This window comes from Buttiauxella sp. 3AFRM03 (assembly GCF_003675305.1).
Lineage (GTDB): Bacteria > Pseudomonadota > Gammaproteobacteria > Enterobacterales > Enterobacteriaceae > Buttiauxella > Buttiauxella ferragutiae.
Genome location: NZ_CP033076.1, coordinates 4,844,786 through 4,857,042 on the forward strand (window position 1 = coordinate 4,844,786; position 12,257 = coordinate 4,857,042).

Annotated in this window: 10 protein-coding genes; all 10 read left to right on the forward strand. The window is 38.6% G+C overall.

The features are described from left to right. Positions 1-9 precede the first annotated feature (9 nt). The 10 genes from wzx to wzzB all read left to right on the forward strand — a co-directional run bounded on the left by wzx (position 10) and on the right by wzzB (position 12,212). Entirely contained in the window at positions 10-1,371 is a 1,362-nt protein-coding gene (wzx, locus tag D8682_RS24055; RefSeq protein WP_162303045.1) for an O-unit flippase-like protein, read from the forward strand. Further along, positions 1,352-2,338, forward strand: a complete 987-nt coding sequence (locus D8682_RS24060; protein ID WP_238392792.1) for a glycosyltransferase family 2 protein — start codon at positions 1,352-1,354, stop codon at positions 2,336-2,338. The genes wzx and D8682_RS24060 overlap by 20 nt, the downstream gene beginning before the upstream one ends. 162 nt (positions 2,339-2,500) lie before the next feature. Further along, positions 2,501-3,598: a glycosyltransferase gene (locus tag D8682_RS24065; protein WP_121815319.1), complete on the forward strand. Its 1,098-nt coding sequence runs from the start codon at positions 2,501-2,503 to the stop codon at positions 3,596-3,598. Continuing rightward, a complete protein-coding gene (locus D8682_RS24070) occupies positions 3,595-4,674 on the forward strand; it encodes an EpsG family protein (protein WP_121815320.1) in 1,080 nt (359 codons plus the stop codon). The genes D8682_RS24065 and D8682_RS24070 overlap by 4 nt, the downstream gene beginning before the upstream one ends. Positions 4,675-4,676: 2 nt before the next feature. Beyond that, positions 4,677-5,744 carry a glycosyltransferase gene (locus D8682_RS24075; RefSeq protein ID WP_121815321.1) on the forward strand — a complete coding sequence of 356 codons (1,068 nt, stop codon included), beginning with the start codon at positions 4,677-4,679 and terminating at the stop codon, positions 5,742-5,744. A gap of 11 nt (positions 5,745-5,755) precedes the next feature. After that, positions 5,756-6,523 (forward strand): glycosyltransferase family 2 protein, encoded by a 768-nt coding sequence (locus D8682_RS24080; protein ID WP_121815322.1) that lies wholly within the window; start codon positions 5,756-5,758, stop codon positions 6,521-6,523. Positions 6,524-6,564: 41 nt separating this feature from the next. Next, positions 6,565-7,986, forward strand: a complete 1,422-nt coding sequence (cpsB, locus tag D8682_RS24085; RefSeq protein WP_121815323.1) for a mannose-1-phosphate guanyltransferase — start codon at positions 6,565-6,567, stop codon at positions 7,984-7,986. Between the two features lie 61 nt (positions 7,987-8,047). Then, positions 8,048-9,421: a colanic acid biosynthesis phosphomannomutase CpsG gene (gene cpsG / locus D8682_RS24090; protein ID WP_121815324.1), complete on the forward strand. Its 1,374-nt coding sequence runs from the start codon at positions 8,048-8,050 to the stop codon at positions 9,419-9,421. Between the two features lie 145 nt (positions 9,422-9,566). Continuing rightward, on the forward strand, positions 9,567-10,976 hold the full coding sequence (gene gndA / locus D8682_RS24095) for an NADP-dependent phosphogluconate dehydrogenase (protein WP_121815325.1): 1,410 nt from the start codon (positions 9,567-9,569) through the stop codon (positions 10,974-10,976). 249 nt (positions 10,977-11,225) lie between these two features. Then, a complete protein-coding gene (gene wzzB, locus D8682_RS24100; RefSeq protein WP_121815326.1) occupies positions 11,226-12,212 on the forward strand; it encodes an LPS O-antigen chain length determinant protein WzzB in 987 nt (328 codons plus the stop codon). Positions 12,213-12,257: the final 45 nt, after the last annotated feature.

Genomic DNA, 12,257 nt, shown 5'->3' on the forward strand with positions numbered 1-12,257 from the left:
TGGCATTCAATGAACATAGCTGTAATGTTAAAAAAATATAGCCAATTATTAATTGGGCTATTTAATCAATTTTTTAATATGGTTACACCATTTATAATTACAATTATTGGACTGAAATATATTAGTGTTGATAAAGGAAGTATTTGGATAATATTTTTATCAATGATGGTATTAATTAGCCTTTTTGACTTTGGGCTTTCACCGACAACAATTCGTAATATTAGCTATGTAATTGGTGGCGCGAAAAAATTAACAAAAGATGGTATTTCAAATTTTGAGCATGATTCTAAAATATCATATCCGCTGTTATCAAGACTTCTTAAAGATGTTAAAAATATATATGCGTATATAACTTTTTTCGCATTTTTCATAATAGCAATTGGTGGTGGAGGTTATTTCTTTCTAATTTCACCATCAGGAATGAAGTGCGAAATATTAGTGGCGTGGTTGATATATTCAACTGGGCTTTTATTGAATTTGTATTATTTGTACTACACTCCTGTATTATGCGGAGTAGGGGTAATACAACATGCTTATTACTCTAATATAGCTGGGCGCATATCTTGGTTGATTGCAACAATCATTGTTGCTTTATATTGGCCTGGCTTAATAGGTTTCTCTTTAGCTTTTGTTTTTTCTGTGCTTATTAATAGACTTGTTATTTCACATTACTATAATCGTAATTCGTACATTATTGAAGCTAAAAAATTTACGGCTCAAGATGAATCTACAATACCTTATATAGCTCATAATACAGTTAAGCTTGGGACAGTAAGTATTGGCAGTTTTATGATAAGTCGCGCTACAGTATTAATTGCTGCAGCATTTCTACCGCTCGCAATTGCTGGTGAATATACATTCACTTTACAGGTATATATGGCGTTGTTAGCTGTAGGTAATGTGTATATTTCTATTAAAATTCCTGATTTATCAAGATTTGTTATGAGAGGTGATATAATCAATTCACGCGAATTAATTATAAAAATACTATCTGTTTCAGCAGGGATTTATTTATCTGGATTTTTGTTTTTTTATTTTTTATCTGATTATATCATTAAAGTTTTTCATGCAAAAGTAGGCTTCCTTCCTGATAAATACTTACTTATTTTGGGAGGGGTATATTTTCTTGAGTTACTTCATTCGCTTTGTGCTACGATTTTAACAACAAAAAATAAGATTCCATTCGTAAAACCAGCACTTATTTCCGGTGTGTTAATAGTAATATCTTCATATGCATTACTCAAATACACATCTCTAGGTCTTGTTGCTGTAATTGTTGCGCAGGGTTCTGTTCAACTTATGTATAATAACTGGAAGTGGCCATTGGTTGTTTATAGGGAGTTTTTTACGCATGATAAATATAAAACCTAATCGTTGTTTGATTAATACATCGAAAGATAGCAGTGATATTATTCTAACAATAGCTATCCCAACATTTAAAAGATTTGATCTCCTAAAAGAAACTATGAGAAGTGTTTTTGCAAATGCTTTTTTTCTAAATGTAGAAGTCATAGTTATTGATAACAATCCCGATGAAGATGAGCTAGCTATAAATGAAATGGATGAATTTTTGAATGAATCATTCAAATATTACAAAAATTCTGAGAATTACGGCATGTTTGGTAATTGGAACCAATGCTTAGCTTTGGCTACTGGTAAATATATAACAATACTCCATGATGATGATCTACTTCGAACTTGTTTTAGTCAAAAGGTGGAGGAGGCTATTCATCTAGGATGTTCTGCATTTGGGTATTCTTGGGAGACCTTAGATGAAAGACTTGTTGATAAAAAACAAAACGTAAATCCTATATATGAATGTTTGAAAAAAAGATTCCAATTTATGAAAAGAGAGAAAGCAAAAAGTTTTCTTGAATTAAGGGATTTTTTCTTTGCAAATCAATTTATAGGAACATTAGGTGTTGTCTTTGAAAGAGATAAAGCATTATTGATAAATGGTTTTGACGAGAATCTTTACCCAATAGCCGATTATGATTTTTGGATTCGATGGGTGGTTAACTATGGGGGGATTAACTTTTTCCCAGAAAAAATATCAATTTATCGAGTGAGAGTTAATGAATCTATGAGGCCAGAAGTTATACATTCGTTCATCGAAAAAAACCATATGCTTAGAGATGACATACAAAAGAAAGGATTAATAAATGTTTCGGAATCATGCCTTAAATCATTAAAAGAAAGGGATGAATTATTATTTAATTTTATCTGGAGTTCCCCAGAGTTTTATAAAAAAACATATAAAAATATTCTTTTATTTCTTATTCTTCGATGCAAGTGTTACTTCTTTTTAAAAAAATGTGAAATACAAAACAATAAATAAGTTTCAGTGTTGGTTATTTTTAACTGCTAAAAAAATATATCAGCAATTAGTAAGCGTAAGCATGAATAAAACATTATAGGTTAGATGAACGGCTATCGGTTATGCCTAATATCTTTGTAGTATAAGTTTTATTTCTGATTCTTTTGTATAGGCTTGGTTTAAATGTCGAAAATTTTAGTTGTAACAACGGCTCCTATTTTTCCAATGAACAGCGGTTATAAAAACTCAGTGTTGGGTCGAATTGACGAATACGTGGAATTGGGACATGATGTTGTTGTTGTTCAAATTATAATGGAATCTGAAAGGAACAATACAGATAACCTTGTTCCCGATAAACTTTCAGGACTGTCTTTTTATGATGTGTACCCTTCGAAGCGTACTTTTAAAAAAGAAATCCTGAGTCTGATGACGACGAAGACCAGATTTGAGCAATTATACGAGGATGTATTACTTAGAGAAAGCATAGAAAGAATTATTGATACTGAAAGGCCAGACATTGTTACAGCAGAATCTTTATGGGCACTCAATGCTTTACCTCTAAATAGCAATTTCGTACTTACTTGCATTTTCCATGATGTCGTGAGAAACTTTTTTTGGGAAATGTATAAATCTCAGCCATTATCGCTAAAAAAAATTATATTTCTAAATGACGCTATTAAAATTTTTAGTCGTGAGAAAAAACTATTAAGTAGAAATAAAATTAATGAATATATTTTTTTGACAAAAGAAGATCGTGATTGGTACATTTCGAATTTTAATTTTGATAAAAAATTATGCAAGCTGGCCTCAAATCACTTATTAGTGAATAAAATTCAGCGTGAACCCAATTATAAAAAACCTTTTATATTAATACCTGGTAGCATAGAGTTTTCCCAAAACTATTATGGGCTGAAGTGGTTTGTAAAAGATATTTACCCATTTATAAATAAAAAAATTGATATTTTTGTTACTGGTAGAGCATCTGTCGAAAGAGTTCACATGATTTCGGCAGATGGAAATTTTCACTTTACAGGAGAATTGAATGGTGCACAGTTCAATAAACTTAGTTCATCCTGTATATGTGTATTAGCTCCTATAATTACTGGGACCGGTATTAAAATTAAAATATTAGAGGCAGTACAGAAAGGCATACCAGTAATTACTACAAAATTCGCATCAAAAGGTATAGAATCTGCGCTTTGCATATATGGTGATAAGGATACAGACGAAAGTTTTATTACAAAAATAAATGATTTTCTTAATGAGAATGTAAAGGAATGATTAAGGATTATATACTATTTTCTCTTATGTTTTTTGGGATTATATTATCTCTATTTTCCTCATCTAAACGTGACGTTTTTAGTTGTGTATTGTTAATATTGCTAGCGGTACTAATGGTTTTTATAGCCGGTTTAAGGGCAAACGATAGTGATTATTATGCGTATAAGGAAATGTATGAATCGGTGCCTATGGTATACGATTTTAGTTTAACTTCAATACGTGATATACATGGGGAAGTAGGTTATCTTTATCTATCCTCATTATTTAAAACAATTGGTATTTCATTTCAGGTTTTCCTTTTTTTTATTGCTTTTTTATCAATAACACTGACAGTGTCAGCATTTAATAAAATTAGCATATTACCTCTTCTTTCACTAATTTTTTATCTAAGCCATGCATTTCTTGTTAGAGATATGATACAGATCCGAGCAGGTTTAGCTGTCAGTATAATATTATTTTCTATTGTAAATATTAAAAGCTATAAGAAAGGTATCTTGGCAATTTGCATTGCTGGCCTAATTCACTCAGGTGCGTTTGCTGTTGCTATCATTTATCCTTTTCTTAGAAAAAAAGTAATATCTGTGAAGATGTTTATTTTTGCTTTTGTCGTACTAATGCTATTTTCATACGTAAATGGCTTGAGTGTTATTCTATCGACACTTGCAAATTACAATCTATTACCTTCTAGCATTTCAACCTATATAGGTTGGGCTGAATATGATTATAGAATTCCTGTTGTAACAAATCCTGTATTTATAAAAGGATTATTAATAATTTTTTTACTTCATAAATATATTGGTAGAGAGCTAAAGTCGGAAGCAATCATTACCTTATATAATCTCTATGTAATTGGTATGCTTTTCATGGCGGCATTTAGTGAAATGGCGATTCTATCTGGCAGGCTATCTTCTTTCTTGACTGCTGGGGAAAGTGTATTAATCATTTATGCGCTTTTCTATAAAAGAAACCTTTCATTGTCTTATATGCTATTTTTAGCAATAGTTATTCTCCAAATGTTTTACGATTTGTACATTTCAAATGTTCATCCAAATGTAACAATTTTGGGCATGAGTTAAAAATGAAAAAAATTAAAGTAGGAGTAGTACTCTCAGGACTAAAGAACCAAGGTCCAGTGAATGTTGTCAGGACTTTAGTGAATAAAAGAAAAAGTGTCAAATATACCATCTTTTGTTTATCAGATAACATTGATGATATAATTTTGTCAGAGTTTATTGACTATGGTGTTGAAGTTTATTTTACTAAAGAAAATTCTTTTTTTAAAAGAATTTTATTCTTGTATCAAATTTTAAAAAAACATCCCCAGGATGTAATTCATTCTCATGGTATTACTGCAGATCTATATTGTTGTTTTATTAAGAATAAAAAAATATCTACTGTGCATAATAGATTGCTTGAGGACTATATACCTTTATTTGGCTTTTTTGTAGGTCATATGGCGTACTATGTTCATGCATTTATCCTTGGTAGATTTAATCATCTTGTGTCATGTGCTGAGTCGGTTGATGTTATCCTTGAAAATGCAAAAATTAATCCCAATAAATCAGTTATTAGAAATGGAGTTAACCTTGAGAAATTCAAGGTGTTAAATCCTGATGAAAAAGAAAAATTGCGTGTACAGTATGGCTTTGACCATAAGGATAATATTCTTGTTTATTGTGGGTCTCTTTCTAAAAGAAAGAATGTAATAGGGTTACTGAAGCGACTTCAACTCAACGCCAATGATAGATTAATTATTGTTGGTGATGGTCCTCTTGATAGTGAATGTAGAAAAATTGTTGAGCATGATGCTCGTTATATTTTTACAGGCAGTATTGAGTCTCCTGTAAATTATTACCAAATTGCGAATGTTTTTTTATCTGCGTCTGAGTCTGAAGGTTTCCCATTGGCTCTCTTAGAGGCTTATGCTTCAGGATGTATTCTTTTTGTAAGTAATATTCCTTCTCATGCAGAGATTTCTCACCTCCTAAATAATAATTGCATATACTTGTTTGATTTGTCTGATATGAAAATAAATATTCCAAATAATATTTTTGAGAATGTACCCGCTCATCAAAATTTTAGTAAAATTTCTGACGCTGAGATGTCGCGCCAGTATGAATTATTATTTCATTCTATTATCGATTAAGGCTGCATGTAATGATCTATGTTTCAATTGTTTCTCATGGACATTTTGAACTTATTAAAGAATTAGGGGCTGTAAAATGTCTTTCCCAAAGCCCCAATATAAAAATAACCATTAAAGATAATATAGGGGAGAAAAAATTAGAAACCTATAGTGAAGAAATTGGCGTCAGTTATTTGAAATCCAAAGATAAAAAAGGTTTTGGTGCAAATAATAATGATGTTTTTGAACTTAATTCAAAATTGATGACAGGTGAAGATTTCTTTGTCATTATGAATCCTGATATATATGTTACCGCCAAATCAGTATTCGAAGTGGTTTCTGAAATGAAAAGTACTAATGCAAAAATAGCTACTATAAATTTGTATAGAGATGAAAATAAAACAGAATATGATCATTCAATAAGAAAATTCCCAGGTCCATTAGATTTTATTAGTTCTTTCTTTTTTAAAAAAAATAAATGTATTATTGATAAATCTTTAATTACTGAACCTGTTTATGTTGATTGGGCTGCTGGATCTTTTTTGATCTTTAACTCTGATTTTTATTCTAAACTAGGTGGTTTTAACGAGAAGTATTTCATGTACTGTGAGGATGTAGATATTTGCTGGAGAGCAAAAATTAGATATAATGTTTCTGTTTTATATTTTCCACAAATTTCAGCTGTTCATCTTGCTCAATTTAACAACAGAAGTATTTGGTCTAAACATTTTTATTGGCATGTTAAAAGTATTATGCGTTTTTTAATTTGCAAGTATAAGTTTCACCTATTCAATCAATAGATTTTTTGATTTTTATTTATTCATATTATTAGGTCGCTATTATGATCCCAGTCATCCTTGCCGGTGGTACAGGCAGTCGCCTGTGGCCACTATCTCGAGTTCAATATCCAAAGCAATTTTTGAATCTAACTAATAATCAATCTATGTTGCAGGTGACTCTGCATAGGTTATTCCCTCTTATTTCAGAAAATCCGATTGTAATATGTAATGAAGCCCATAGATTTATTGTGGCTGAGCAGTTGCTGCAGTTAAATAAGTTAGCGAAGAATATCATTCTAGAACCTGTTGCGCGAAATACTGCTCCAGCTATAACACTTGCCGCATTAGCAGCTCAGCGTAATTCTGCTGATTACGATCCAATATTATTAATCTTGGCTGCTGACCACGTTATTCAGGATGAAGAGGTATTTCGTGAAGTGGTTCAGAACGCGCTGCCATATGCGGAGTCTGGAAAACTGGTGACCTTTGGTATTATTCCGACTCAACCAGAAACTGGTTACGGTTATATACGGCGTGGTAATTCATTAGATGGTTTAAGTCTAATTTCAGGATTTGAAGTTGCTGAATTTGTCGAAAAACCTGATATCACTACCGCGGAGGCCTACGTTGCCAGCGGTGAATATTACTGGAACAGCGGTATGTTCCTGTTCCGCGCCGGGCGCTACCTCGAAGAGCTAAAAAAATTCCGCCCGGATATTCTCAGCGCCTGCGAAAAAGCTATGGCCAACATCGACCCGGATCTCGATTTTGTACGTGTCGATGAAGCGGCGTTCCTGGCGTGTCCAGACGAATCTATTGATTACGCGGTAATGGAAAAAACTGCCGACGCCGTTGTAGTGCCGATGGACGCAGGCTGGAGTGACGTCGGCTCCTGGTCATCGCTGTGGGAAATCAGCACCAAGAATCAGCAGGGTAACGTGCACCACGGCGATGTGATCAGTCACGACACCGAAAACAGTTTCATTTATGCCGAGTCCGGCCTGGTCACCACTGTTGGCGTGAAAGATTTAGTAGTGGTGCAGACCAAAGATGCGGTGCTGGTTGCCGATAGAAATTGTGCTCAGGATGTGAAAAAGATTGTCGAGGAGCTTAAAGCAAGTGGTCGCCATGAACACCACAACCATCGCGAAGTGTATCGCCCGTGGGGTAAATACGACACCATTGATTCCGGTGACCGCTATCAGGTGAAACGCATTACCGTTAAACCGGGCGAGGGGTTGTCTTTGCAGATGCACCATCACCGTGCCGAGCACTGGATTGTGGTTGCGGGGACCGCAAAAGTGACACTGGGTGAAGAAGTGAAACTGCTGGGCGAAAACGAGTCCATCTACATTCCGCTGGGCGTCACGCACTGCCTGGAAAACCCCGGGAAAATCCCCCTCGACCTGATTGAAGTGCGTTCCGGCACTTACCTCGAAGAAGACGACATTGTGCGTTTTCAGGACCGGTACGGGCGCATTTAGCTTTTGTCGGATGACGCTGCGCTTATCCGACCTACGAAATCTGTTGCTCCAGGGAGCGAAAATGACACAGAAACTAACCTGTTTTAAAGCCTACGACATCCGTGGCCGCCTGGGCGAAGAGCTGAACGAAGACATCGCCGAACGAATTGGCCGTGCTTATGGCGAATACCTGAAACCGAAAACCATTGTGCTGGGCGGCGATGTGCGCCTGACCAGTGAAACCCTGAAGCTGGCATTAGCGAAAGGGTTGCAGGATGCAGGCGTCGACGTGCTGGATATCGGTTTGTCCGGCACCGAAGAAATCTATTTTGCCACCTGGCATCTGAACGTGGACGGCGGCATTGAAGTGACCGCCAGCCATAACCCGATGGACTACAACGGCATGAAACTGGTGCGCGAAGGTGCCCGCCCAATCAGCGGCGATACCGGTCTGTTCGATGTACAGCGCCTGGCCGAAGCCAATGACTTCCCGCCGGTTGATGCAGCTAAACGCGGCAGCTACCAGAAAATCTCCGTGGTTGAGGCTTACATCGACCACCTGTTCTCGTACATCAACGTGGAAAACATCAAGCCGCTGAAACTGGTGATTAACTCCGGTAACGGCGCGGCTGGCCCGATTGTCGATGCTATCGAAGCGCGCTTTAAAGCGCTCAACGTGCCGCTGACGTTTATCAAAGTCCACAACACCCCGGACGGCAATTTCCCGAACGGTATCCCGAACCCGTTATTACCGGAATGCCGCGACGACACCCGTAATGCGGTGATTGAACACGGCGCAGACATGGGGATTGCCTTTGACGGTGATTTCGACCGTTGCTTCCTGTTCGATGAGAAAGGGCAGTTTATCGAAGGGTATTACATCGTTGGCCTGCTGGCCGCGGCGTTCCTCGAAAAACAGCCGGGCGCGAAAATCATTCATGATCCACGTCTGTCGTGGAACACGGTGGATATCGTCGAGAGCGCAGGCGGCACGCCGGTGATGTCGAAAACCGGTCATGCGTTTATCAAAGAGCGTATGCGCCAGGAAGACGCGATTTACGGCGGCGAAATGAGCGCCCATCACTACTTCCGCGATTTTGCTTACTGCGACAGCGGGATGATCCCGTGGCTGCTGGTGACCGAGCTGCTGTGCCAGAAAGGAAAAACCTTGGGCGAACTGGTGCGCGACCGTATGGCGGCCTGGCCGGCGAGCGGTGAAATCAACAGCAAGCTGCAGGACCCGAAAGTCGCCATTGCCCGTGTGCAGCAGCATTTTGCACCGCACGCGCAGGAAGTGGACCACACCGATGGCGTGAGCATGGAGTTCGCCGACTGGCGCTTTAACCTGCGCAGCTCCAACACCGAGCCGGTGGTGCGTCTGAACGTAGAATCGCGCGGGGACACTAAATTGATGGAACAGAAAACGGCTGAAATTATGAAATTGCTACTTCAGTAATTTTCTAGACTCTGAATAATAGTTCGTCAGCAGGCTATTAGAGCAGATCAAACTCTACCCAGGCCCTACAAACCTGAGTTAACATCAAGACAATATTTAGTACGGCGTTGAAGTCGTAGTAACCTTCCAAAGACAGGAGTTTGTAATGTCCAAGCAACAAATCGGCGTCGTCGGTATGGCAGTAATGGGGCGCAACCTGGCGCTGAACATCGAAAGCCGTGGTTATACCGTTTCCGTGTTCAACCGTTCAGGCGATAAAACTGAAGAAGTTATCGCTGAGAATCCGGGTAAGAAGCTGGTTCCTTACTATACGGTGCAAGAGTTTGTTGAGTCTCTAGAAACTCCACGCCGCATCCTGTTGATGGTTAAGGCTGGTGAGGCCACGGACAAAACCATTGATTCACTCAAACCATATCTTGAGAAGGGCGATATCCTGATTGATGGTGGCAACACCTTCTTCCTGGATACTATCCGTCGTAACCGTGAACTGTCTGCTGAAGGATTTAACTTCATCGGTACCGGTGTATCTGGTGGAGAAGAAGGCGCATTAAAAGGCCCATCCATCATGCCTGGCGGCCAGAAAGCCGCTTATGAATTGGTTGCGCCAATTCTAAAACAGATCGCGGCCGTTGCTGAAGATGGCGAACCTTGTGTGACCTATATCGGTGCGGATGGTGCTGGTCATTATGTGAAGATGGTTCATAACGGTATTGAATATGGCGATATGCAGCTTATTGCTGAAGCTTATTCTCTGCTGAAACATGGCCTGAATCTGTCTAACGAAGAGCTTGCTTCTACCTTTACCGACTGGAATAAAGGTGAGCTGAGCAGTTACCTGATTGATATCACCAAAGATATCTTCACTAAGAAAGATGAAGACGGTAAATATCTGGTTGATGTGATTTTGGATGAAGCGGCTAACAAAGGGACGGGTAAATGGACTAGCCAGAGTTCACTGGACTTGGGTGAACCTCTGTCATTAATTACTGAGTCGGTCTTTGCTCGCTATATCTCTTCTTTAAAAGAACAGCGTGTTGCTGCATCTAAAGTTCTTAGTGGCCCGCAGGCTAAACCATTTGCTGGTGATAAAGCTGAATTCGCTGAGAAAGTACGTCGCGCATTGTATCTGGGTAAAATAGTTTCTTATGCTCAAGGTTTTTCCCAACTACGTGCCGCATCTGAAGAGAATAACTGGGATCTCAACTATGGCGAGATTGCTAAGATCTTCCGTGCGGGTTGTATTATCCGTGCCCAGTTCCTGCAGAAAATCACCGATGCTTATGCAGAAAACCCAGCCATTGCCAACTTGCTGTTAGCACCGTACTTCAAGCAGATTGCCGATGAGTATCAGCAAGCGCTGCGTGACGTAGTTTCTTACGCGGTACAAAACGGTATTCCAACACCGACCTTCTCTGCAGCTATTTCTTACTACGATAGCTACCGTTCAGCAGTTCTGCCTGCCAACTTGATTCAGGCGCAGCGTGACTACTTCGGCGCGCATACTTACAAGCGAACTGATAAAGAAGGTGTGTTCCATACCGAATGGCTTGATTAAAATCTATCTATAGATGTTTTATCCAGCGGTCCTTTCGGGGACCGTTTTTTTTAAGATAAGCTCTCTGGTTTTCTATGCTAATCCTGAGTATAGTTGATGCTATTGTTGTAAATGTAACAATTTAATAACATCGGAAAGGTGTTTTGAGCTGTAAACAAAAACATACTTTTCAACGAATTTTTTTATAACCCCTTGTTATACTAGCGCTGTAAACAATTACCTCTCTGAACAATTTCGATTAGGGTAACCATGAATCAAAATAGCAATGATGTGATAAAAAATCGCATCGACAGCAACGAAGAATCTATTGATTTGATTGATCTTTTAATGCAGTTGTGGAAAGGGAAAGTGACTATTATCGCTTTCGCTGTAGCGACCGTTATTCTTGCAGTGATCTATTTGTTTGTTGCTAAAGAGAAATGGACCTCTGAAGCTATCATCACATTGCCGGATTCGGGGCAAATAGCGAACTACAACAATTCGATGAACGTTTTATATGGCCCAGCAGCTCCTTCAAACGTAGAAGTTCAGCAGCGCTTCTTTAGTCGTTTTAATTCCGCTTTATCTGCATTGTCAGAACAGTTAGATAATCAGGCAAAACCTGAAAAACTGACTATCGAACAATCCGTTAAAGATCAACCTGTCCCACTAAAAGTAAGTTATGTAGCCACGAGTGCAGCAGATGCGCAAAAAACGCTCACAACTTATATTCAGCAAATCAACAAACGTGTGGTTACTGAACTGGATGATGACTTGCAAACCAGCATGAATTCTAAAGTTGACGATCTGAAAGTAGATTTAGCAACTAAAGAAAAAATTGCTCAGGAACGCAAAGACAAGCGTCTGGAGATCCTGAATCAGGCATTGATTGTTGCGCAGCAATCCAACATCAAAAATACCCTGGTTCAGCAGGCTGAAACGCTGTCTGAAGACACCTTGTTTGTACTGGGTAGCGATGCGCTCTCTGCGACTATAAAGAACGAAGCGACGCGTCCATTGCCGTTGGATGAGTCTTACTTCAATGCGCGCCAAACTTTGTTAGCGATTAGCGCTTTGAAATCTAAGCCAGATACCACTTACGCGTTTCGCTACGTGATGAAACCAAGTTTACCTATTCGACGTGATAGCCCGAAAAAGGGACTAACGCTTGTGTTAGGTGCTTTGGTTGGTCTGATTCTTGGCTCGGGTGTTGTGCTTAGTCGTAACGCATTGCGTAATTACAAGCCTGTTGTATAAGCATTAGTGATAGTTATAGAAAAGGCCGCGTAAGCGGCCTTTTTC